The sequence below is a fragment of the Flavobacterium sp. KH_035 genome, assembly GCF_057839565.1.
In genome coordinates, this window is the sequence record NZ_CM174492.1 from 473,911 (window position 1) to 499,351 (window position 25,441).

Sequence of the window (25,441 nt, forward strand, 5' to 3'; positions counted from 1 at the left end):
AAAAACGAAAATTATTTCAATTCACAACTATTTTATCTCAATTAAATGAACTATCAGGAAACCACAAACTGGATGTTTAATCAACTCCCAATGTATCAACTTCAGGGCGCTTCGGCATACAAAGAAGATCTGACCAATATTAAGTTGCTGGCGGCACATCTTGACAATCCTCAAGATCAGTTAAAATGCATTCACGTTGCCGGAACCAATGGTAAAGGATCAACCTCGCACATGTTGGCTTCGGTTTTGCAGGAGGCGGGATATAAAGTAGGGCTATACACTTCTCCACATCTCAAAGATTTTAGAGAACGAATAAAGATTAACGGTCAGGAAATTTCCGAAGATTTTGTTTGCGAATTTATCACCAAACACAAAAGCTTTTTTGAAGCCAATGATATGAGTTTCTTTGAAATGTCTGTTGGATTGGCCTTTGATTATTTTGCCTCAGAAAAAACAGATATTGCTATAATCGAAGTTGGCCTTGGTGGAAGGCTCGATGCTACCAACATTATCATCCCCTTAATATCCGTTATTACCAACATCGATTTAGACCATACTCAGTTTTTAGGAAATACGCCTGCTGCAATTGCCGGCGAAAAAGCAGGTATCATAAAACCACATGTTCCTGTTATCATTGGAGAATATACCTCCGAAACTCAGCCTATATTTATGAGTAAAGCTAAAGAAAATGAAGCTCCAATTTATTTTGCTTCCGATTTAGTTACAGAAGTTTTCGATTCTGATTTAATTGGCGATTATCAGTTTCACAATAAAAAAACAGTGCAGCAAACCATTGCCATTTTAAATACTCAAAACAAATTTAAGGTCTCGGATGAAAACCTAAAAAATGGTTTATTACAAGTTGTAAAAAATACCGGTTTACAGGGAAGATGGCAGCAACTGGGAGAAAACCCAAAAATCATCTGCGATACAGCGCACAACAAACATGGGTTAGCCGTTGTAATGAAACAGATTCAGAAAGAAATTTTTAAAAATTTACATATCGTTTTGGGAGTTGTAAACGACAAAGACCTCGATTCAATTCTTCCACTTTTTCCTAAAAATGCACACTATTATTTCTGCAGCCCAAATTCCTCCAGAGGTCTGAGCACTGAAATTTTAAATGACGCTGCTAAAAAGCACGATTTACTGGGAGAAAATTATGAGTCCGTAGCACATGCTTTTGCCGCCGCGAAGAAAAATGCCTCAAAAAATGACTTTATCTATGTCGGCGGAAGTACTTTTGTTGTTGCCGAATTGCCTTTAGGATAGACAAAGCTTCATGGAATAAAAAAACTTTAAAAAAATCAATTTAATAACAAATTCATAAACAGCCAGATATAATTTATTTTAAAAAAAGTTCTATTTTTTATTCCATTTTCTTTGCAGAACTCAAAAACTAGCGTATATTTGCACTCGCAATCACAAACGATAGCAACCTAGTAAAATAGGGCGATTAGCTCAGCTGGTTCAGAGCACCTCGTTTACACCGAGGGGGTCGGGGGTTCGAACCCCTCATCGCCCACCACCTATTTTAGGAATGAGTACATAAAATTCCACAATCTTACTAAAAACCTGCAAATTTTGAATTTGCAGGTTTTTTTACTTCTACCTGTTTCCTTCAAAATTTTCAAAAACGCTCAAAATTACATGGCACTTTTATGGCACTTTTAAATTTTAAAAAAATGTGCCACAATATAGCAATTAAAACATTGATAATCAACATGTAAACTGCGTTAACGACTTGATTTTAAGACGCTATAATTCGACATTTACTCATTTAAATTGTTGAATTATGATAGAAAGTAGTTTTGGATTAACCTTCTTTTTGAAGGTTCCACGAAAAAAAAGCAATCTTAGGTATATTTACCTAAGAATTATCGTTGATGGAATTCCCAAGGAAACTTCTACAAAACGTAAATGGGATATGACCAGATGGGATCAAAAAGCTGAAAGAGCTGTAGGTTCAAAAGAAGATGCTAGGATCATTAATTTTTTTCTTGATGCAATTGAAACTAAGGTCAACAAGTATAGAAATGATTTGCTTTATGCAGAACACTCTATTACGTCTCAAAAAATAATAGACTTTGTTATGGGACGACTAGCACCAAAAGTAAAAGTGCTTGAAGAATTCCTTAACCATAACAACGAATTACGTGCCCTCGTGGATGTGGGAGAATATGCTATTGGAACACATGAACGTTTTGAGATATCCAAAAAGCATATAAAAGAATTTCTCTTGTTCAAATTCAACTTGGAAGACATGGAATTCCGAGACTTGAATTATGAATTTATAAAAGATTATGAGTTTTATCTTAAGACAGTAAAAAGTTGTAATAACAATACGGCATTAAAGTACATTACAAATTTCAGGAAAATTGTGAGACGGGCAATTGATAAGGAAATCATTAAGGAGGATCCTTTCAAAAAATTTAAAGGGAAAAAGACAAAAACCAAGAAAAAACCACTCACAGCAATAGAATTGCATAAGATTGAGAATCATACTTTTTCTACTCCAAGATTAACTGTTATACGCGATGTATTTATATTCCAATGTTACACTGGCTTAGCTTACATTGATGCGTTTCAACTTAAGAAGGAAGATATCAAGATAGGCATTGATGGCGAATACTGGATTATGTCTGACCGTCAAAAAACAGAATCAGCAACAAACATTCCATTACTGCCCAAGGCTCTTGAAATTATAGAAAAATACAAAAATCATCCTCTTTGTCTTAGCAGAGGAACTGTCCTGCCAGTAAAATCAAACCAGAAAATGAATGCTTATCTAAAAGAAATTGCTGATTTATGTGAATTGAATGTTATTTTAAATACACACAAAGCCAGAAGGACTTTTGGCAGTACAGTTACACTTGCTAATGACGTACCGATTCACATTGTAAAAGAAATGCTAGGGCATCAATCGGTACAACAAACGGAAGAATATGCAATAACCGAGCAGCAGACAGTTGGTCGACAGATGATTGAATTGAGAAATAAATTGAATAAAAAAGCATCCTTAGAACCTGAGAATAGCTTATTAATCTTGGAAAGACTTGAAAAAGAAATTGCATCAATGAAAGAAAAAATCTTGATTGGCCTATAGAGAAAATGGAATGTGACGAGTTAAATAAAGTAATTAGAGTATTTACTAAAAAAAACACGTATTAATACGTATATAAACGTGTAAAAAAAATCTTAGGTTTACACTTAACTGATTTAAGTATTTCCCATTTTTACTAAAACACAATAAAAATCGTATATACCTGCTAATTAGGGATTGTCAGTTAATAAAAAGTACACTATTTAAAATTAAACAACCAATACCTTATATACAATGGCTACACAGAAATTTACTTACACGATAAAGCATCCTCCTGGTATCGCAGTAACGCTTTTTAGTATTAATTACAAACCTCATTACAAAGAAACATTGGACGAGAACAAGGAATATAGTGATGGCATCTATATTATAAAAGGTGATCTTGGATTAACAAGTAGCAAAAGTTCAATTTCCGTGCGCATTGAAGTCGTTGGTGAGCCAAATTTAAAATTCAGCTATAATATCAAGCATAATAATAAGGCTGTATTTCCAGAAGATGTTGAGCTAACCACAAGCACAGAGGGCGTATTGAACGATACTCGTAAAAATATTCCCATATGAGACGCTTTCTTGTTCTACTTTGTATTAGTATTGGTACAGTAGTATACGGTCAGGGTCTTACTAAGAACGCTGAAGGAGAAAGCACCGTGATTATGCACGGAGCGAATATTGGCATTGATATTGGAAAAACCGAGCTTAGCTTTAGTTTCAACAATCTTCAGAATACGATTGGAGAAAATCATGAGCCTGTTTATGGGGCTAGTGTTAAGGGAGGAAACAAAGAAGGAATCTCCAGCCTGTTTAAAAAAGGAGAGTTCATACCAGCAGCTACTCTCGATGCAATACTAGGGTATTCTTTCTCCAATGGTTCGAAAGTTAGTTATAAGCAAGGTATCGATGATATTTCTGTACGACAGGAAAAATTCGAGAAAGGATTTGAAAAGGCGTTACCTGAAAGAATAAAAAAACTAATTACAAATAGTGAACTCATCCCAGAAAAGAAAGCAGCTCTTATAGATGCTATACCTAGTGTAGTGTCCGTTGAGAATACAGAAACGAAATTTCACAAATTACTTGAAAGCGATGATGCTACAGAGCATAGTGAACTCGTGAAGATAAAAGCTGGAATGCTCCTTATCAAGAAGGAATATTTAGAACGCAGTAATGCCTATGATGATGAAAGGGCTAAAGTATATGAAACAGAACTTAAGGAATATTGGCAATTCATATTTTTCTCTTATGGAGGAATACAGGGTAGTGAATTTAAGAGATTTGAAACCTTTAATGCTGAAAATTTATCAAAAAGCTTTATTGACGAAAGCTTCAGGGGTGGCAAATTCGGAGGGGGATTAAATGCTCAATGGCGCTTTTTACGGCTTGGTTTTACCTATGGCTACTTAAAGACTAATAATTTTTCATTGCTGACCAAAAAAGAGTACACCCTTAAAAACACTGTAACCAACAATGAACAAAGTATTACGGAAGAAAAGAAAATAACCGCTTATACTGGAACTTATGGAGAGGTTGAGGTCAATGAACTTAATTTGGATCTTATTGTCAATCTCAAACTGGATGCAAAGGCTAAAAACCATGTGCTCATAAATCCGTATTTACGTACTCAATTGATGTCGAGAAATGCACTAGTGCTTCCCAATTCTACAAATATTGGACTTGGATTTTATTTCTTCAAGGATTCGGGCAAGTTTTTAGGTGGATTTTATACAGAACTGCCTGATATAAACAATAACTATGAAAAAGCAAAACCAGAGGCTGATCGTAATTTGAGGGCGCCATTGGAACGTATGACTTTCGGTATTGTTGGTAAATTTACACTAAACACCATCCTTAAATAGCAACAGAATGGGATATCAATTAGGAACTGAAGTTCGGAGTTTACGTTATACCTGATCAGCAGGAACTAAATTAATGTCGAAAGATTACCTCTGTAATATTCTATGTTCATCCTTGTAAAGGAAATATAAAAAAGAGATAAAGCTTATAGACAAACTTTTATGGCTCTATCAGTATTTCAACCATACTTCTGTAACCCGGTCTTAGTTCCTTCTAATCGGAATACGTATAACTATTTTATAATCAATAGAAGATTATGATTAAATTATTTGATTTAAATATTATTTGGTTTCTGTACGACTATAAAATTAAAACAGTAGATTTGAATAATGCATAGTTTTCTTATTCAATAAGTTTTTCTCTGACGTTTCATTCAGTAACCTGTAAGATCATGTCAGCAATTCTCTTCGTCTCATTATAGGAAAATATAGGTTTGAAATAATTCACATAACTAAGAAGTTCATTAATAGTCAAAATCTTCACATATTGAAAATCCTCTTTTGGTTTTATGTTAGTTAAAACAATAAGATTTTTGATCGGTATTTTTTTGTCACCCCAATGATGCCTGTCTAATCTTAAATAATAATTACTCTTCTCATTATTTAGTAGATAAAACAATGCAAAGCTTGTTCTTTTAATTTGCTCAACAGGCGAACGCAAACTCATATTTTCTAATGATTTTTCACTCCAATTTTTTGTCTCAATTATAAATACTCCTGATGGACCTACTAGTATATGGTCAATTTGAACGGAACTTATATAATCATTTTCTTGTCTATTATAGATTGGACGTAAAAATGAAACCGAAAAGTCATTAATCAAAAAATATTCATCAGACAGAGTTTCCAATATCTTAACTACTTTTTGCTCTCCTAACGCACCATAAATGTAACTGTTGAGTGAATCTATTACCACTTTTTTTCTTTCAAGTTCTGACAAAGAATACTGAGCGCTTTCTCTTACCGCTTCATTAAAATGTGAAGTTATAAATTGATAACGACTGCTTTTGACTTGGTAATCTTCAACAAGTTTGTTTATTGACATATTTACCACAGTTTCAAAGTTATTTTCTTCGTGCTTAATTTTTCTTTTATAGTACCAATGTCTAAAACTACTGGTTAGCTTCTGAAAAAAGTTTGTTGATGGAGTTATTGTTAAGATATTTAGTTGCTTTTTCAGCTTATCAATTTCACTTGTCAATATTTGAATAGATTGCTCCCTTTGTGTCTCTATTGCTATGTCTAAACTCGGTAAATCTACATTGAGTAGGTTTTTTTCTTGCTCTATCAGATTTTCATGATGATAAATTAATTGCTGCCGTAAAATTGTATATGATTTTTGAAAATCCATAACTTCTTTTAATGACTTAAAGTCATTGATGTTGTTTTCCTCTAAATGTAATTTTAAAGTAGTCAATGAACCAATCTTATTATACGTCCTACACATCCCGTTTACTGGTTGTTAATTGTTAAATATCATAATCTTCCGATTGCAAGACTTGTTATTATTGCTCGTTTGACTAAATTAATTAAATTATTCGTTTTGTAAATCATCTCAAATATTTTCATTATGTCATTACATAGATCCATTACTATGTCAAGTAACTTATAGTTTAGTACAAAAATCACTTTTATTTTTTTTCATCAATCCATCTTTCTAAGAATTCATTAGCAGTACTTATGTAATCAAGAGCTTCTTGTTTAGTTTTAGTCAGACCAGAATGGCCAGCAGAATTTCTTACATTGCGTAAATTATCAAGTAAATGTATTTTTAAGTTTAATGGTAAATTAAAGATTCTTGCCAGTTCAGTCCGCAATAACGCTAATTCACTAGAACTACAAGGTGTAATTGCAGTGATGCCTGTCTTAAACTTTTCTAGTGACCCTTGCATGATTCCTATCATCCATTTTTTTGTATTATCGATATTTACAAACACATCCTTTAGTTCATTTTCAATAGAACGTCCGTATTGAATAATAACAGGTGAAAAGTCACTACTATCATTGATAGTATTCAGTAAGAATTGACCGGAGGTTAAATATTTTAAAGTAATTGGCGAAAGTTTCGATGTGTCAAAACTCGCGTTTATAAATTGTCGATACACCCCTATGTCTAATTTATTAGTATAATTATCAATTTTAATCTCTAATTCATTTATCTTATTCTCATTTTCTTCATTATTTCTCTTTAGATCGTTAAACTCATTAAAAAACCGATCCCTCTGAATATTTAACAAACTCAATTCCAATTTGTCACTTTCATCAAAAAAACCGCCATCAAAAATTTGATAATTTATACTACCATCTTGTTGTATACTAGTAGTTTCTACTTGTTTCTTATCTTGAGTGATTTTTTGCCGACTTCTTAAATAAAATATTTTTATATTTTTGTGATCTATTTTTTCTTCTGCTACCAATGCTTGGAATTTCCGAATAAGGTATTCGCTATGTGTTTCTATAACTAATTGGATATTATATTCTTTACTTGCCTCAGCAAACATATCGCCTAATAATGATTGCCACTTAGGATGAAGGTTGGTTTCAGGTTCTTCGATAAGAAGTAAGCTTGGATTATAATAGCTACGCATATATTCTTCACCATATTCATCATTATAGTGTTTTGTCATTTTATTCTTCTCAGCTAATACCGTAATTTTAATTAAAATTAATATTAATTGTTTAATGCCATACCCAAAATCAACTAACTCACGTTTTTCATCTTCTAAAGTCGTTACAGTAACTTTAATTACTTGATATTTTGGCTCATAATCAACTTTAATTTCTTTACCAATTTCAAAAGCTTTTAAATATTTAATAATAAAGCTAGTGTTGTCTAACTCAAAAGAGTTATAATTTTTTAAAAGGCTAACAAAAGGAGAATTAAGTGTACCTATATAAATTCGTGAATTTTCTTCTTTAATATTAGACAAATAATTTATACTTAAAATTCTCTGTATAAGCCCTTTCCAACTACTTTTAAAACATTCCTCAATTACGGAATAACTTTTGCCGGTATTGTCTAAATTCTGCCAATTAAGATTATTTCGCAAGATTTTCAATGCGTTATCGCATAAAATGTCTTCAATTGTAAAAAAATTATAGAAATAATCGTCCACTTCAAAATCTCTTTCTCCAACATGATTTCTTCCACATATTATTTTCTTGTCTTTAATTTCCTGTTCAATAAAATCATTCCATTTATTAACATCTATTTCATTTTTAAATGATTTTACTAATATTGAAGCAATGAATGATGCATCTTCTTCATATAAAGCATCCGCTTTTTCCAGAAATTCATGTTCTCCTTTTCGATCTAAATATATTTTATAAAAAGAAAGCAAAGGCTTTAAAAAATATTTAAGTTTTTCAAGATTTATGCTCCATTCTATATATCCAACTAAAGGATTATCAAAAGGCGGAAAGGAATAATCAATTGAAAAGATACCATCTGGATCTTGCTGAACTTTAGTACTTCTTCTTTGATCATATTCCTGTAATTCAATTTCAAAATTTTCTTTATCAGATTCAATTTCTTTATCTGTTGCATCTACATAGGCAAAAGAAAATAATATTTCACTATCTTTTTCATCAATTACTTCTATCTTTCTTAGCTTTGCTTTATAAGGATTGTCTACTGATGGTACCGTAAAAGAAAGAGAGAGATAAATATTCCTTAATCCTAAAAATGTAAAAGGAAGTGATATCACAATATTTCTATTGTCTTTATTAAATAAAGTATTATCAAAATCTCCTAACAAATGTTCTTGCTCAGTTAAATCTAAGTCGAAATGAAATTGATTTTCCACAATGCTATTTTTAAGCATTTGAAGCGCCTTAATTATAGAACTTTTCCCAGTATTATTTGCCCCTGTTAGAATATTTATAGAAGTCATTTCCTCTAAAATTCCATTTTCATCATCGAATATTCTGAAATTTTTTAATCCAATGATATCAATTGGTTTCATAAAAGTTTTTTTTATTATTAAATATAATTGTTGCTATTACGATTAGATTTTTAGTCCGGCTTACTCAATGTGAGTTTTTTTTTTAACTTAAGTTTTATTGTTAAACAATATCTTTATAAGTCTACCACCTATATAAGAACTGGGTTTTAAGAAGTTTAATTTTTGAACATTCTTTGCATTTACTGTACTATCAGTATCTCCACTTAAACATGAAATATCCTCTTAATTAATTTATTTTTCAAATTATAATAATAAAGTTCCTCTGATTCTAATAGTTCCAGTTCCCAAATCATTAGAACTTTTCTTCCTGTACAAACTAACTTTAATCACTGCTTTTTTTTACCATTTTTAAAATAATGTTGTTTCAATCTAAAATAAATTTAAAAAAACACTATTGTTCGCTAAGGACTCCATTAAAATTCCTTCATAATGATTTCTCCCAAACGAACTAAAATGATTTTGAACCTTCTGCATTAGGGCAGTTTGGATTAAGTGTGGTTTGCCAATATAAGTAACATTTCCTTTATAATTATCATAAACCCTTTGATAAATATTTCCTGTTTTATCGTTATACTTATCAATAAGCTTTATTCTTTTAAAATGATATTCGATGACTTTATATAGATCAGGGTCTATACCATTTGGATTAGCAATACGAAATTTAATTATCACATTTGCTCTGAAAAATCTAACGTCAGCAAAAAGGAATTGCTGCGTTGGTAGTATATCAGTATATAGATTAATTATGCCTCTGTAATTTGGGTCTTGACTAATCCAGTAATCATTTTTAAATGGATTACAAACAGCACAACAGGGGAATAAGTTTAAATGATTAACAGAAAATTCAGGAAAATCAGATTGTGGAAGGTAATGATCCGTTGTATTATCTGTATCAATACCACATAATTGGCAAACTGAGCGTAAATTGTTTGGCTGGTTGTCTTTTATTCTTGCAATTAACTTATCAAGTGCTATTGTTGAATTGGAATAACATTTTCGCAAGTAGTTCTTTGCTTGTGGAGTATAAACTTTAGGTTGCAAATTTTGTAAAGTATTATTGTCAAACTCTACTTTATAGTTATTATATCTATTTATAATTGTAGGTCTTAATGCCATTAGAACAGTATGAGCTGGTTCTTGTTTGCTTTGATGAATCAAATCAAATTCATCTATTGGTATTGTATTTAGAGGTATTAGATTACGCATTTAATTCTTTTTCTGGATTTTCATATTGGTTTAATAAAAATGTAGTCGCACTCAAACTCAGTTTGTTTTCAAAAATGGATAATACACTTTTATACGAATGATTTTCACTAAGATCTTTAAGCACCTGCTTGTAGTTGTCATTAACTTCCATTGTTTTAAAAACTTGCTCTGTTAAAACATCAATGTTTTCACCGAAACTTTCGATCCCTAATTTGTATACCATTGGAATATTTCCTTGTTTTTCAAAAACGTTTACGTACCTACCTGGGATTTCCTGCAAAATTATTGGCGAATGAGTTGCTACAATCGCATATGAATCAAATTTTTTAAGAATATCTTCTATCATTCTGATAAAATTGGCGATTGCGTTCGGGTGTAAGTGCATTTCTGGTTCATCAAAAAGTAAAATGGAATTTTGCTTAATGTGGGCTAATATTTCAGTAATTACATACATTAAGAAACTTTGTCCGGAACTTAATAATTTAGAATTTTTATTGTTTACTATTTCGTAATTTTCATTTTGAAATATTTCTGCATAAAAGAAATTGGCTAGTTCTTCATCAAGAATAGATTTCATTACATTGAACCATATTATGTGTCTATTATTACTTATTTTTTGTATTAATCCAACAGACTCTTTATAATTTTCAACTAATTTAGGTCCAGATAATAATCTACCGTCTTCATCTTTTAACCCGCAATATTTATAACTAAATGATTTGTCCTTCTGAGGCCTTGAAAATTTATCAAAAGCGCTGTAAGATACTGCTATTACTTTACTGAATAAGGGTCTTGAAGGAGTAAAAGTATCATCTTTCAGCTTGCTTTTCGATTGACCACTTAAATCCAAAGCAAATTTTGCTAAAAATTGGGTTTTTCCAGTACCATTTTTCCCTATAAGAGAAATTATCCTATTAGGTAAATTTTCATTATCTCCAAAATTGAAGTTTACTGTATGTTGTCCTCCAGTATGATCTAAGTCACATTTATATGTAAAAATAAAATTTTGCTCTTGAGGTAAACCATAAATAATTGATTTTGCTTCTTTGAAAACTTTTTCAGCTTCACTATTCCTAATCAATGAAACTTTAAAATTTGGATTATGTTCAAATTTATCAGCCAAGGCATTAAAAAAGGCAACGTCATTAATTTTATTTAATACTTCTTTAAAATCTTCTTCTCCTAACAAATCATATAGATTAGTGTAATACTCCATATCTTGTCCTAATGAGCAAAATTCTTCTGAAAGTTCATCGAATATCTCGTCAATTACATTTAAAACTTTGAATTCCGACTCATGCATTATTTTAACATATCCAATTTTATTAGGTTTTCTATCTTCGTTATAATATATTAAATCAAAGCTAGTTTTTCTGCTGTAATCATCCCAAGTATCATATTCTAATAAAAAAAAGGGAACTATAATTTCCGGAACATTTTCAGGGTCTATGTAAAATTTTATGTCTTTCATTAGTTTAAAGAATGATAAGTATTAGTAAAGTGTATAGATTTGATACGAAGCTAATAGTTGATAAGAATTGGTTGTTTGTATCTAATAGATATTAAATCATCATTTTTTTGACAAGTGTTCCAAGTTCGAGTTTTCCTATTCATAGTTAATTCAATGCAGTTTGCAGTTAAGATATCGTACATAATTCTCTCTAGAAAAATAACGGATATTTAATCACTTACAAAAAAGCTTTCCTTAATAGAGATAGCAAATCTCGCTTTTTTTAATAAATAAAGGTGCAAGTAAAAATACCTGATTTTTTAGAAAAGATTATCAACAATGGAGCTATAACCACACTACTTAACGGGACTGGAAAAAGTAAACGGAGAACACAGTCTGATTATGCTGGTGTATAATATCAAACGTAGTATCAAGATGTTTGCAAGTTACAAAACATAGTATTTGTGGCTAAACGTAAACGTGATAAAAACGTTAATTCTACTAACTTCACAAATATCTTGTAAAGTCTTTTAGAGACTGTACATCGGTATGCAAATTTTATTTTGTATTAAATACTCAAAAGTTAGTAAATCGTATTTGTATGGTTTTTCAATGCTTTCTATCACTATTGCATATGTTTTTTTTATGTTATGCGGATTAAATTCATCAGAATTTAATGATTTAAATATTTCTTTTAATTCATTAGCTTCAAGAAAATTACGGACTATAATATAAATGTTTTTATCTTGATTAAAACGCATATCACCGTAATTTTTGTTACTAACTCTGTTAATTTCATCATTTTTCCAAATCGGGAAATAATCCCCTTTTGAAAATTCAAAACAATTTCTCCATCTCCATTCTCTTTCATGTGTCCAATCATTTTTATCTGAAAAATCAGTTAACATATATCTATATTGTTCTTCCTCGGGTAGATGTGGTGTGAACCATTCTCCATTTTCAGAACGTGTTTCGTCATTATTTCCTCGGGTTAGTCCGTAAATTACATTTCGGGCTCCCTTTTTAAACATAAAATCTTTAGAAATAGCAATTCCATATAAATCAATTTTCTCAATATCATTTCTATTTTGAACATATGTTAAGAAACTAAACAAAGGCATTTCTGTAAAACAAACGGCTGGATATTTTCCAAAAATTGTTCTTTTGGTGTTTCTAACAGACCAGCCTGCATTTAATTTTCCACTTTTGATGATTTTTTTTAAGTTTTGAAATGCGGTACTATCATCGTTTTTTCTTGTAAAATGAATTAGATAATCCGACATGTCGAATCTATTTTCATATATTTTTTGTAATAATTCTAGGCTCATTTTTTGTTTTATATCAGCTAACATTCCCGTTGCTGTAGCGTTTTGTTTTACTTTAATTCCACAAATTTATTTTTCTTATTATCATATTTCATAATAGAATTAGGGACTATAGATTTGAAATCTTTAGTTTTATACTTGATGGATGTAAATGAATCATCAGACGTATCTGGACTTTTTTGCAAGTTAAAAGTAAGTTCGTAATTATTTTGTTCGTCTTTTATAATATCATTTAATTTATGAGCTTCTAAAAAACACCCTTTTCCACCAACTTTTTCAAGGAGTAAATTAAGTTTTTTGTTATCAGTTTCATTTAATTTAAAATCAATATATTTCATTTCATTATTATCAAGTAAAAAATATTCTTGACGTAAAGATGCATTAGTTCCGGAATTAAATTCAAAAACAAAGAAATTTTTATTTTTAACTCTTTCATCTATTTTATTAATTGGACTTGAAGTTATTTCACTAGTCCAATATTCATTATCTATTTTATCAAAATCTAAATACGTATAACCTGTTAATCCAAATCCATCTTCAAGTAATTTATCAATAATGAAATTAAAATCTTTTTCAGATAAGTTTTTTAATTTACTTTCGTTCTTGAATTCAGCTATTTTGTCATTATTCTTTTCTTTTTCGTTTAGTGCTACAGTATCAGTTTTACTAATTTTTTCAGTTAATTCCATAATTGAGTCTGTGTAAGATCGTGCTGGAGTTTTATTTGAAGTGTTTTTTTGACAAGAAATAATTAAAATTAGTAATGCAGGAATTAGAATTTTTTTCATATTTTTTTTGTTAGTTATATTTATTTTTTTCTGCTTTATATTAAAATAGCTACCAATGTTCCGGCGCTTGGCGAGGATGCGAACTCAAGTTCTTTCGGCTAAGATAAAATTTCTTGCGAAACGTAAATATGAATTCACTACAAAATTCACAATCTTGCCAAACGTTTATTAGGCACAAGTTTTATCTCGTTTATGTCATCCAATGTATAATGTCATATTCTATCTTAAGTCTTGAAAATTGTGTGTTCAAAAAAATTGTTGAACGCAAGTCATTTAAAACTTGGTGGGAAGGATGTCCATATTTGTTACCATAGCCAAAATTGCAAGCGGCAACAACTCTGTTTCCCCAACGATTTATAGAATCGCCTATTCTTAGGTTTTCAAATTCGTCAAAGTCCCAATTTTTGGATGAGCCGTGATGAGGAACTTGGACTATATGAACATTGACTAGCTTATTTTTAAATGCTTGTGGAAAATCGATAGGGTTGTTAGTTGGGCTGATAGATGTGTCACCAAATAGCAGAGTTCCTAACATTGTTGGGTTATTGTTTCTAAAATGATGGTCATCGTGAAAATGACGATTATTGCGATCATCATAAAAATGATGCAGTTCACAATCCGAATAAACTCTTCCTGAAAGATGTTCAAAACGAATTGGACCGTGCAAAAGTACTAATCCGTGAGAATTTATTTCGCCAATACAATCGGTGTAACATTTATGGGCATCTTTTCTTTTGGTCGTTATAATTTCTTTTAAATCGTCAAGAGTCAAACTTTCAAATGGTTTTTTCTTCAACTTCTTTTTTAAACAATTATGTAATCTGTTAATTGCTAATTCATTTATACTTTTAGCGTAAGTTGTAAATTCCCATTTTCTTTGAATAAAGAATTGTAAATTATTATCATAAATCAAAACATTTGGTTGATTATTCAATTCTTCTGTGTCAGTATTAGGAGTTCCTCTTGGGTAAATATTCTCTGACTGATTATCGTCATCATAACCTTGATATTCAATCTCTGATTTTCCATTAGATTTGACGAAATATATTTTAGTTTCTTTACTGTTGTCAGCAATAAATCTATTTGGACTTTCAATAAATGAGATATAATCTTCTATGGATAAATCATTGTTAGGGTCATTGTTGTCAGGAACGGAAACTAAAAAGAAATGTCTATGTTGTTTTTCAATGTATGGTAATATTATATTCTTTACTTTAAACTCTTTCAATAGACGCTTTAAACCAGAAACGTGGTCATAGTCTAAGTGAGAAATGAATAGCAATTCTATTTCATTATTATGAACACAATAATGTGGTTGGTCTTTAAATTGAGTTATTTCGTTATTTAGAGATTGACTATTTCCCGCTATGAATGGACTTGTTCCGCAGTCATAAACAACTGTAAAAACTTTATTATTTTCGTGTTGCCAAATTCGTCCGCCATAAAATGAGCCTTGTCCAGCTTTATAAAAAGAAAATTTTGCTTCCATTCGTCTCATTTTTTTCGTTAATTTTTTTAGTCTGCGTTAAGGTTGTGCCTAACGTGCTGGCGCTTGGCCAGGCGGAGAAATAAACATGTAAGATTTTTTGGTTAAACACAGATTTTCAAATACAAAAGCATCTTTAAGTTCAGCCTAAAACCCCAATCTCGTCAAGCTGCTAGCAGATGTTTTTCTATTATTTAGTAAAGAAATTATCTCTTTTGCTTTCTTTTAGGTCTAATAATTCTTTCACGTTTTCCACATATTTTTCAGCAAGAAACATAGGTAAACGCCTCAAATTTGCTATAAAACACTTTATTTCGTTTGAATATGTTGTTTTGGACATCTGAATTATTTGATTTTTTTTAACTTCTCTTATAGTATATTCAACAGATTTATTTTTCGTTGCTAAATTTATATTTACCATAAATTTATCCTTTTCAGTTTCTAAATAGTCATATGTCATACTATTCAATTGCAAATCTTCTAGATAAAATTTTGTTATATATACTGCATATTCACCTTGTCCAAAGTTTAAAGAATCCTTAACTGTTACTTTTTTAAGTTTAGTGTTCAATATAATTTCACTGCGATAAGTCATTTTATCTACGACATATTCTTCATAGTTTGAAATATCTTCTAAAGTTGCAATTATATTTTTTTTGTCTATTGTCTGTGCAAAACTGAAACTGTAAAAAGATACTGAAAATAATAGTATTATTAGGTTTTTCATATTTAGTTTTTTGTTTGCATAATACTTTATATTCTTTGTTTTACGTTTTTTTTTCAAAATATCTGCTAATGATCTGGCGCTAGGTTGGGGATAAAGATGCGGGATTTTTCGGCTAAACGCAAATTTTAAAAATACAAAACAATCTTTAAATAGCCTAAAACCTCAATATCGCTAAGCACTTTTATAAGACGTTTCTTCTAATTAGACACCAATTAAGTCAAATATTTCCTGGGCTTTATGTCGAGTCAACTCTGGATAATTATCACTTATTTTTTCAATTTCATCCATATATTTAATTATGTTTTCTTCATTCTCCTTTAATAATGATAAATAATCAAACTCAGTATTTTTATGTTTACGCATCTCGTTTAATAGTAATAGATAACGATTCTCAATCATATTAAAATATTCTTCGTCAATTGTTATATTTTCCTGTACAAGATTCAAAATCTGCTCAATGCAGAAACGCGTTCTTATAATTGGGTGAGGATAGGCACTTTCTTTGAAATATATTCTCTCAAACTTATTTGCAAACTCAATAAATATATTTGAAATTATCAAAGCGTAAAGTGTTACCAAATTAAACAGAATTGATAAATTTAGTTTAATCTTATTTTCTTCCAGATATTGGAGAATTAAAATACTTCCTACAGATACTCCAAATAAATCTGCATCAATTTCGTATACATGATTTTTTTCTAAATAAGGTGATTCATACTGACTAGATTCATTAAATTCTGAACTATTTTCTCCTTTAGGCGCCGAATTAAATTGTATTATGTGACCTAATTCATGAAAAAAAAGATAACTCATAGTCAAATAAATAAATAATTCTAGAAGTACATCCTCTTCAATTGGAAAGCCTGAAGCTTTTGTGAAGTTTTCTTTTAAAAAAATTGATATTGAATCTTTAATTATTGGTTCTAAATCATTGATGATTGAGTGATTTAACATTATTATGTTGACATCTTTAAATGTCCAAGCCTTGGCGTTAAAATTTATGTTAAATCTAAAACTAAAATGAGTTTGAAATTCAAATTTTGAATTTATATTATCTATTGCTCCGCTGATATACTCAAAAGTTTTCAAAGCGAAATCCTCATTATCGAATAATGAAAATTCATCTACTGAAATTAAATCAGTTGTTGGGAAATACTTTTGAATTAAAGTTAAATGTTGTGTGTTGTTCATAGAAATTTCTGATAATGTTCTGGCACTTGGCGTGGCTAGGGAATGAATAAGTACGATTTTTTGGTTAAAAAAAATTCCCAAACACAAAACTAACTTTCCATCAATCCTAAAACCCCATTCGCGCCAAGCTATTATGAGTTCGGTTGTTTATGTTTTATGATTGTCTATTCCAATTTATCCCAATTTGCTTTTCCAAAAATTATTTATTCAGTTTTAAACATCTCTTTTGACCTTAAAATCTGAAAAAAAAGAAATAATTTCACTTTTCAAGTTTCTGCATTCAATTTCAATATTCTGCCAATTTATTCAAGTTTCTGTTTGAATCTATAAACTAAATCAGTTATTATAGAACCTTTTTTATGTAATTTATTATAGAGTTTCTTGCCATATTTGACATTAATTCAAAGGTGATTAATGTATCTTGTGTTGTAGTCCATTCCTCATATGGACTTTCTACTCGATTTTCTTTTTCCATTTTCATAAATAATTTTTCTCTTCTTTTAATATTATCTATAATATGAAAAAAACGATTGTTAGATGAATTATTGGTGCTTTTGTGTGGCAAAGATTGTCCCATATGGAAAAATTTAGAACGGAGATTATATGTGTTTTTAATAATAATTGAAAATTCGTCCTCTGTTAATTTATTGGGCTTCAATTCGGGCACAACACTTATTTCGTTTGGGAATAACATTCTGTACTTCAAACCTTCGGTTATTAATTCATTGTACAAAACTTCCTCCCAATCTGAATTCTTAGTGTAAGTAATCAGAAATTTCACAAAACGTTTAGTCAGATCTCTATTATTAATTTCGGAGTTTACATAAGCTTGAACTTTCAAATACTCTTCAAAAAGACTTCTTGCAATTTCGTTTGTATTAGAAAGTTTTTTCCATTCGCTATAAAGTTCCGGTTTATTTGAAAAGTCAATTTTATCTATTGCTATTTGTGATATTGCCTCAATACCTGCAATTATAAACGAAAATCCTAAGTCAAAATCTTCTTTTTTATTTATATGTCCCAACTGTATTAATCGAAAACTTTGCATCAAGTTTTCATAACTTACTTCATATTCTTTACTTTCTGATGAAGTAAGTTTGTCAAGTAGGTTAACGACTTCTATTAATCTTTTTTCCCAAATATCAATTATCTCATTATGAACCATAAAGCCTTTTGCACCTGGTCCTCGGATTGTTCTTGGAAATTCAACTCCGATTTCTTTCAATTCATATTGATTAGCAACTTCAAATCGATTGTAATAATCGTTTTTCGTAGAAAATACAGGTCTTTCAAAGGCAAAACTACAGATTGCACTAAGCCCCAAGGTAAAGTAGTGTGAATTGATGTAATTAATTCTTTCTGGCATTTTAACAGGCGAAACATAAGCCTTTTTTACTGACTGCCCTGATTCAGTACTTATATCAATATCTACTTCAATTGATTGTTCAATTGAAAAATCTTTAAAGTGTATATCTTTTGGTAATTTGAAATCTAAAATTAGATAGCTATAAATTCTACTGTCTTCCGAAGTATTATGTATTTTATAAAGCTTGACTTCATTTCTTTTATCAAATGCTAATATTCCGTCTTTAAATTGATTATCATCGTTAATAAATTGTCTCATATTATTTTTTAAAAGTGTCACAAATTATTGACTTAATAAAGTATAATTTTTCTGTTTTATATTCGTTCCAACCTGTTGACGCATAACGTTTTGGCGCTTGGCAAGGTTAAGAAATAAAGATGCGATATTTTTCAGTTAAACACAAATTTTACAGATACAGAACCATCTTTAAATTCAGCCTAAAACCCCAATCACACCAAGCTGTTAACAGCAGTTTATATTTCGATTATATATATGTCGTTATTCCAAATTTGAATTTCATAACTTTTGTAATTCTTCTGATCTAGCCATAAATTGTTTTCTACTTTCTTTAAATCTTTTGTGAGTTTTTCTTTTACATTCTCAAGAAAGTGTTCAGTATAGTGAAGACGTTGACAATACAGTTTTCCTTTACCTTTTTTATATTCTAGGTTGTTTCTCTTAAAGTCTATATAATCCGTGTAAATACCCATCGCATTTGGAGCACCAATAAATAATTTTTTTAAATCGTCAAACATTAATTTAACCTCTAACAAGTCTATTTTTTTGCTTGATTTTATGCTTGATTTAGTCGTAATACCATTTTTATCTAATTTTTCGAAATATCTATACGTTTCAGCATTTCTTTCCAAAATGCTATTTAGCTTTTCCAAAACTTTAATGTATTTATTGAACTCATCTTTATCTTCTTTAGAAGCCTTAACCAGTTTATGAAATCTGTCAAAAAATATTTTGAATTCAGCAGATAAAGCTTCTAAATCGTGGCTTTTTAAGAGATGTGTCCAATTTTCAAACTTAGTAAGTTGTTTCGAACTCACGTATTTTTCAAAAAACTTAATATTTTCTTTAAGAGCCAATTCAATAGCGTGTGAAATTGTGAATAGAAAAGGCTGTGCAATCTCGTCAAAACGTCTTTTGGTTTTTGAATACTCTTCAAAGAAAAAGTCAACCATACTTTCATATTGCCCCCAAATTTGGACATTGCTGTATGTCTGTCCAATGTAGGTGATAAATCTGTCTTTTTCTATATTATTCATCTTGGGTTTTCTGCCGTTAAATTGCTGGTAACGTGTCGCCGGTAAATGTTCGGCTAAACGAAAATATTATTTGAATACGATAATTCTACTAAATTCCGCAACATCCACAAACGTGCGTTAGTTGTAGTTTTTTTATTTCCCCTTTGTTTCTAATTTTACTTTCTCCCATTCTCTTTTCAATAACATTTGAGTTTGTTCTGTAAGTTTATTTACATTCGTTTTTGCTTCTTTCAATTTATGTGACGAAATATATTTTAACATATAGAAATCTATAAAATATTGAATTAAATTTAAAATTTCAATATCTTCTTTAGGATTAAATCTTAATTTTAAAAGATATAGTTTCTTTATGATTTCTTGAAAATTAGTTTTGTCTTGAAATTTTAACGAGTTCTTATTTAATGAATCAAAATAATGTTTTTGATATTCATAATTTACATCATCCATATATTGTTGACTTGGATTTTGTGACTCAATGTCTTCGATTACCTCGTTATGAATTATTAAAGTTTCCGAAATATTGGAAGCTAAATGTGTTATTTCTTCTCTTATAATTGAAAGCCATTTTATTCTTTCAGAAGTTATAGTATCTATATATTTTGTTGTTTTTAGATTTTTTCTTGTAAAATATATGTTAAACGACGTTGCGATAAAAGTCAACAGTACACCTGATGGTAAAATATAATCGTTTAATATTTCTTTCATTTTCTGTTTTTTTTCAAAATTAAAGCTAAATTTATGGTAATCATCGGGTTTGGGAATAAACTAAGCCTATTTTCGGATTTGCTTAATCTTCTAAATACAAAACCATATTTAAATTAAGCCAAATATCCAAATTGCTTGTAGCGTGTGTTAGCGGTTCGGCATTTTATTTAATTTCGTTTTTTAAGAAATCTTTTCTTGCTTGAAAATTTGATGACTATATAATAACTTTTAATTTATTGGTAGAACAATTCTGTCTTTGGGCTCAGTTGACCATTGAACTTGCCATACACGGCCATCAATTTGGTCAAGCAAAATGAAATTATATATGTTTGTTGTCGGATAAAGAAAAAATCTTCCATTCTTCTCATCTTCTTTTGTAACTCGGGTTATTAAGGATATCGGACTTTGAAACTCATTACCTTTTGCAGACCATTGAACTTGCCACATTTGGCCATTTTTTGTATTCATTTTAATAAATGTATACATATTTTTTGTTGCGAATAGCCTATACCCAACATCACTATCTGTAGAAATATTTTGAGTTGGTGTATCAGATGTACTTTGTGCAAAAGCAGAAATTGTCGTCAAAGTAATAATTGTTACAAAGAATAATTTTCTCATTTTTTTCAGTGTTTTAATTGTCTTTATATCTGTCGAGTTTTTTATGCTGACCGCTAACCTTCTCAAGCCTTGCGCCGTTTGCGACTTACGAAGACGAGTATTTTCGGCTAAACGAAAATACGATTAAAAAACGTAATTCCACTAAATTCGCAAATGGCGCAAGACGTGTGTTATATGCAGTTTATCTTATTTTTTTTATTAAATCCTCAGTAATTTCAGGTTTAAGTTCTTTATCCAACCATTCAATCAGAAACTTATGAGCCACATTTTCAACTTCTGGTAATTTTATTAAAATTCGATTCAATGAATCAATTTCGATTGGCTCAGTTCCGTGAGCAATAGCAACTCTCAGGTCGTTTCCTTCGTCAATCCATTTTGTTTGTCCTTCAATAAATTCCCATTCTTCAATTTTACCCCAAAGTTTTATAAAGCATTCCCATATGTGGCAAATTGTGCCTTTTCCTTTGCAGTTAGCTCTGTTTGGATTATACTTCGCTGCAACAATTTCAATTGAATTCCAGAAAGCTAAAAATTTATCATATGGGTCTTGAGAATACTTTCCTTTTCGAAACCAACTTAATGAATGTAAAAAAGTAGTTTCTGCAATACTTAAAATTCTAGACTGATGAAAAGCATTTACGAAATCATCTCTATCGAGAAGTCTTTTGGTTTTGAAATCACTTTTTTGAATAATCACATTATTTGTTACATCTAATTGTAAGGAAAGGTTTAAATGAAGTGAAAGAACATCTAACATCCTACCAAACCAAAGAGTAGCCGCTTTTTCTGCTAAATCTGAGTTAGGAGCAAATGCAGTAACGACCGCTTTAAAGCCATTTTTTTCTGATAATATTTGTACATTACTGTAAAATGGATGAGGATGCTCAAGCTCTTTTCTAGCATCAAAATTAATTGAATGAGCAATTGTAACTGGGCCAATTACTGATATTTCGACTGTCCAAATCGGAATTTTGTCGTGATGTTGCATAGGTTTTTTTTATAAATTGCATATAACTTACTTCTATATGTTATAGAATCATACAAAGTGACCGTATAGAGTCAGATATGTGTGACAAATAGACCAAAAATTGGAGTACGAATGTATAAATAAATTTTTACAAATATTAAAACGCACTTTTAATTTATTGTAAGTTTTTTTATATTTAAATTGGTGGGTATTTCGTTGTTTTGCTGTTGTTATCACTTAATAGTTCTTGTATTCCGCTTTCAAGCAGGTGCGTCGCATAACTGTGAATCCTTTTACAAGTTTCGGATAAAATAAAGTCATTTGACTATTTCGGGTTTTCATTGACATTTACTGTTGCTTTTTTAGCTCCTTTTGCAACTTGGGATCCTGTCCCTTTATCCGGAACACAAATTATCTTTTAGTGCTTTTGGACATATTACAAACGAAATTTTATAGTTTTATCAGTAAATCAATTTTGCTTCTATAACCAGGATGGTAAGATGGTACATAACTGATATATCCCATTTCTTGCAATTGCTTAAAATACTTGTGGTATGTGGGTAAAGTATGGATATGTGATAACGCCATAATTTTGCTTCTGCTAACACTTATAGATTTTTTTTGTCCTTGACGGTATCCTAAATACAGAATAGCACTCAATAGGGCAAAATGCCATACATTCAGTCTGCTGTCATTCTCAATGACAGTCAAATAATCCAATAATTCTCCTAAGTCCATGATTTTCATTCTTCGCCAAACAGCTTTCTTAGGTCGGTCTTATTATAATAATAGGAACCCAATACTTTTTTAAACCTTACTTTTCCTGTCACTCTCAAATTTTGCAGTGAGCCCGCAGACATATCCATCAATTTTCTTACCACCCGGCTTTTGAGCCATTCAGGATCCAAAGATTCTTTCTCACTCGTTTGACTCTCGTCTATTATCTTACGAATATCATTTAACAGGAGCAATCCAAATTGCCTCAAGTCATCCTTTGTTACACTATCATTCATCATCTGCCTCTTTTTTAATCTGATTATTAGAATTTAAAAGTACATCAGAACTTACCACAACTTCCAGCAGTGTCTTTTTATGGAACTATTTGTCCGGCTGAGTCACCTGCACCAGTGTTTTGTTATTGATGTATTGATGCGCAGAATAAAAATAGAAACCACATACCAGAACACTTTCCAATACGAAAAAGGATAAAAAGGCAGCTAAGGTATTATGGACACCAGCCGCATCCCCCGCCAAAAGACTACGGCATAAACGGTTTCCTCCCCTAAAGGGTACCCCTCCAATTATTCCGTTTCCTTTTGGCCTTCCGCAATGTCCATACCTTTTTGTTGCTTTCTTTTTTTCCGTTTTTTCTTTTGGATAAATATTTTTTGAGGCAGGCGGATGAAGAAAAAAAGACTGTAGAACACTAAAAAAACGAGTATGAAAATTATTGGAAGAGTGACATCAGATGCGCAGGTACGCAACGTGTCAAACAGTAAACAGGTAGTGAATTTCTCCGTAGCCATCAACGACAGCTACCGAAACAAAGCGGGCGAAAAAGTAGAGCAGACAACGTATTTTGACTGCGCTTACTGGATTAGCTCCAAGGTTGCCAAGATACTCACTAAGGGTTCCCTTGTGGAACTCACAGGCAGGGTAAGTGCACGGGCGTGGACAGGGAGTAACGGGGAAGCACGGGCAGGACTTAATTTCAACACCTCACAGATCAAACTGCACGGGGGCGGTAAAAAATCGGAAACGGCACAGGCTACCACGGCAACAAGTAATGACAAGCCGGAGAACGACCTCCCTTTTTAATCAAGAAGTATTCAATCAATTATCAATTTTAAATCATTTTATCATGGCACATAATATCAATTTCAACAGCACAACAGGACGTTATTCATTTTTTAGCGTAAAAGAAAAATCGTGGCACGGTTTGGGGCAAATTGTTTCAGAGTACCCAACAAGCGAGGAAGCTATCAAACACGCAGGATTGGATTATGAAGTTACTAAAAGCCCGCTATACACAAAAGGTTCGGGCATTATACAAACTTCTGACAGTATTGAGATAGGCAACAACGAATTGGAAGTACCCAACTATTTTGCCAATATTCGTACCGATAACAATACAGTATTAGGCGTAGTAGGTAAAGATTATCACATCGTACAGAACCGTGAAGCCTTCAATTTTTTCGATGCGATTGTAGGGGGTGGAGAGGGAATTCTCTATGAAACAGCAGGGGCATTGGGTAATGGAGAACGCATATTTATCACAGCCAAACTACCCGATTATATCCGTGTTGGCAATGGAGATGATGTAACAGAGCGTTACATTTTCCTTACCACTTCGCATGATGGCAGTGGAAGCATCACAGCTGCATTTACACCTATCCGAATTGTCTGTCAAAACACCCTTAATGCTTCACTACGTTCGATGACCAATGTAGTGCGCATCAAACATACTTCGGGGGCAAAACAGCGTATCGAGAATGCCCACAAGATTATGGGATTGGCAAACACACTCAGCAGTCAATTAGAAGGCATTTTTAATGAGTGGGCAAAGGTAAAGGTAACAGACCAAGAGATAAGAAAGCTTATTGAATTGGCGCTATGCCCAAACAAGGAAACCCTTGACCTAATCCGAAAAGGTGCGGAAGATGAAATTTCTACCGTGTTTAAAAATACCGTTGACGATGCTTTTTCCTATGCGATGATAAGCGAAACACAGCAGATGGAGACTACAAAAGGTACTTTGTTTGGTGCATACAACGCTGTGACTGGCTACTATCAGAATGTACGCAGTTACAAAAATAATGAAGCCAAACTACAGAGTATTGTATTAGGGGGTACAGCACAGTTAAAGTCCCAAAAGGCTTTTGAACTATGTACCTCATTTGCAACGGATGGAGCTGAAATCCTGCATCTTAATTAAAATAACCACAAGGCTACTGCCTTAAATGGTGGTAGCCTATAAAAACAAGAGCTATGAATATTGGAATTATAACATACAAAAATTACGAGGAACGCCTACTGTTAAATTGGAATTTCAACTTATTAGAACTGTTCAGTATTATATTGAATGACAAAGATTTTGTACGCTTTGAAATCTTTGACAGAAACAATAATCTATTACTGTCTACACACTATCCCCATGTAGAGCAAAAGGGAGTATATATCAAGATTGTTAAGATGGAAAAAGAAAAAGAAATTACAGGAATTACCTATGATGCATTCAGAACACCATCAACTATCCGCAGGATAAAGGTGCGTTGGAACGTAAACGGTGCAAAGTTCAGAATCAAGAAAAGAGCCCTTGAATATGTTTATTGGGAAAACAGAAAGGCAGGATTAAAAATTGAGTCCTTCGTTGACCGCAGATAGTCTAAAAAAAATGATTAAACAACACTTTAAAAT

General features: G+C 31.1%; 23 protein-coding genes and 1 tRNA gene. 8 read left to right on the forward strand and 16 right to left on the reverse strand.

Annotation, left to right across the window (positions count from 1 at the left end; genetic code table 11):
* The first annotated feature begins 45 nt into the window (after positions 1-45).
* From AC3IS6_RS02270 to AC3IS6_RS02290, 5 genes are all read left to right on the forward strand, one after another.
* Positions 46-1,272 carry a bifunctional folylpolyglutamate synthase/dihydrofolate synthase gene (locus tag AC3IS6_RS02270; protein WP_489163259.1) on the forward strand — a complete coding sequence of 409 codons (1,227 nt, stop codon included), beginning with the start codon at positions 46-48 and terminating at the stop codon, positions 1,270-1,272.
* 178 nt (positions 1,273-1,450) lie between these two features.
* A tRNA-Val gene (locus AC3IS6_RS02275) sits at positions 1,451-1,528 on the forward strand.
* Between the two features lie 267 nt (positions 1,529-1,795).
* Entirely contained in the window at positions 1,796-3,106 is a 1,311-nt protein-coding gene (locus AC3IS6_RS02280) for a site-specific integrase (RefSeq protein ID WP_489163260.1), read from the forward strand.
* 231 nt (positions 3,107-3,337) lie between these two features.
* A complete protein-coding gene (locus AC3IS6_RS02285) occupies positions 3,338-3,664 on the forward strand; it encodes a hypothetical protein (protein ID WP_489163262.1) in 327 nt (108 codons plus the stop codon).
* Positions 3,661-4,956: a hypothetical protein gene (locus AC3IS6_RS02290; protein ID WP_489163264.1), complete on the forward strand. Its 1,296-nt coding sequence runs from the start codon at positions 3,661-3,663 to the stop codon at positions 4,954-4,956. Before AC3IS6_RS02285 ends, AC3IS6_RS02290 begins: the two co-directional genes overlap by 4 nt.
* Positions 4,957-5,323: 367 nt before the next feature.
* Here AC3IS6_RS02290 and AC3IS6_RS02295 read toward each other — a convergent pair whose 3' ends face one another.
* The 16 genes from AC3IS6_RS02295 to AC3IS6_RS02370 form a co-directional block, all read right to left on the reverse strand.
* Positions 5,324-6,370: a nuclease-related domain-containing protein gene (locus AC3IS6_RS02295; RefSeq protein ID WP_489163266.1), complete on the reverse strand. Its 1,047-nt coding sequence runs from the start codon at positions 6,368-6,370 to the stop codon at positions 5,324-5,326.
* Positions 6,371-6,584: 214 nt separating this feature from the next.
* Positions 6,585-8,918: a DUF3696 domain-containing protein gene (locus tag AC3IS6_RS02300; RefSeq protein ID WP_489163268.1), complete on the reverse strand. Its 2,334-nt coding sequence runs from the start codon at positions 8,916-8,918 to the stop codon at positions 6,585-6,587.
* A gap of 369 nt (positions 8,919-9,287) precedes the next feature.
* On the reverse strand, positions 9,288-10,124 hold the full coding sequence (locus AC3IS6_RS02305) for a hypothetical protein (protein WP_489163270.1): 837 nt from the start codon (positions 10,122-10,124) through the stop codon (positions 9,288-9,290).
* Positions 10,117-11,595 carry an AAA family ATPase gene (locus AC3IS6_RS02310; RefSeq protein ID WP_489163272.1) on the reverse strand — a complete coding sequence of 493 codons (1,479 nt, stop codon included), beginning with the start codon at positions 11,593-11,595 and terminating at the stop codon, positions 10,117-10,119. The genes AC3IS6_RS02305 and AC3IS6_RS02310 overlap by 8 nt, the downstream gene beginning before the upstream one ends.
* A gap of 509 nt (positions 11,596-12,104) precedes the next feature.
* Positions 12,105-12,902 (reverse strand): hypothetical protein, encoded by a 798-nt coding sequence (locus AC3IS6_RS02315; RefSeq protein WP_489163273.1) that lies wholly within the window; start codon positions 12,900-12,902, stop codon positions 12,105-12,107.
* 47 nt (positions 12,903-12,949) lie between these two features.
* Positions 12,950-13,687, reverse strand: coding sequence for a hypothetical protein (locus tag AC3IS6_RS02320; protein WP_489163275.1), 738 nt, complete (start codon positions 13,685-13,687; stop codon positions 12,950-12,952).
* 190 nt (positions 13,688-13,877) lie between these two features.
* A complete protein-coding gene (locus AC3IS6_RS02325; protein WP_489163277.1) occupies positions 13,878-15,176 on the reverse strand; it encodes an MBL fold metallo-hydrolase in 1,299 nt (432 codons plus the stop codon).
* Between the two features lie 187 nt (positions 15,177-15,363).
* A complete protein-coding gene (locus AC3IS6_RS02330) occupies positions 15,364-15,900 on the reverse strand; it encodes a hypothetical protein (protein WP_489163279.1) in 537 nt (178 codons plus the stop codon).
* A 201-nt stretch (positions 15,901-16,101) separates the two neighbouring features.
* Positions 16,102-17,091 carry a hypothetical protein gene (locus AC3IS6_RS02335; protein ID WP_489163280.1) on the reverse strand — a complete coding sequence of 330 codons (990 nt, stop codon included), beginning with the start codon at positions 17,089-17,091 and terminating at the stop codon, positions 16,102-16,104.
* Between the two features lie 343 nt (positions 17,092-17,434).
* Entirely contained in the window at positions 17,435-18,715 is a 1,281-nt protein-coding gene (locus AC3IS6_RS02340; protein ID WP_489163281.1) for a hypothetical protein, read from the reverse strand.
* 215 nt (positions 18,716-18,930) lie between these two features.
* Positions 18,931-19,731, reverse strand: coding sequence for a hypothetical protein (locus AC3IS6_RS02345; protein ID WP_489163283.1), 801 nt, complete (start codon positions 19,729-19,731; stop codon positions 18,931-18,933).
* Positions 19,732-19,863: 132 nt separating this feature from the next.
* Positions 19,864-20,436 (reverse strand): hypothetical protein, encoded by a 573-nt coding sequence (locus tag AC3IS6_RS02350; RefSeq protein ID WP_489163285.1) that lies wholly within the window; start codon positions 20,434-20,436, stop codon positions 19,864-19,866.
* 228 nt (positions 20,437-20,664) lie between these two features.
* Positions 20,665-21,057, reverse strand: coding sequence for a hypothetical protein (locus AC3IS6_RS02355; RefSeq protein WP_489163286.1), 393 nt, complete (start codon positions 21,055-21,057; stop codon positions 20,665-20,667).
* A 181-nt stretch (positions 21,058-21,238) separates the two neighbouring features.
* Positions 21,239-22,045, reverse strand: coding sequence for a hypothetical protein (locus tag AC3IS6_RS02360; protein ID WP_489163288.1), 807 nt, complete (start codon positions 22,043-22,045; stop codon positions 21,239-21,241).
* 429 nt (positions 22,046-22,474) lie between these two features.
* Entirely contained in the window at positions 22,475-22,762 is a 288-nt protein-coding gene (locus tag AC3IS6_RS02365) for a hypothetical protein (RefSeq protein ID WP_149207300.1), read from the reverse strand.
* Between the two features lie 5 nt (positions 22,763-22,767).
* Entirely contained in the window at positions 22,768-23,040 is a 273-nt protein-coding gene (locus AC3IS6_RS02370) for a DNA-binding protein (RefSeq protein ID WP_245178996.1), read from the reverse strand.
* Between the two features lie 424 nt (positions 23,041-23,464).
* Here AC3IS6_RS02370 and AC3IS6_RS02375 point away from each other — a divergent pair, with 424 nt between their 5' ends.
* The 3 genes from AC3IS6_RS02375 to AC3IS6_RS02385 are packed head-to-tail and all read left to right on the forward strand — an operon-like array spanning position 23,465 to position 25,408.
* Positions 23,465-23,842, forward strand: coding sequence for a single-stranded DNA-binding protein (locus tag AC3IS6_RS02375; protein WP_489163291.1), 378 nt, complete (start codon positions 23,465-23,467; stop codon positions 23,840-23,842).
* Between the two features lie 43 nt (positions 23,843-23,885).
* Positions 23,886-24,959, forward strand: coding sequence for a DUF932 domain-containing protein (locus tag AC3IS6_RS02380; protein ID WP_489163293.1), 1,074 nt, complete (start codon positions 23,886-23,888; stop codon positions 24,957-24,959).
* 53 nt (positions 24,960-25,012) lie between these two features.
* Positions 25,013-25,408, forward strand: a complete 396-nt coding sequence (locus AC3IS6_RS02385; RefSeq protein WP_489163295.1) for a hypothetical protein — start codon at positions 25,013-25,015, stop codon at positions 25,406-25,408.
* The last annotated feature ends 33 nt before the right edge of the window (positions 25,409-25,441 follow it).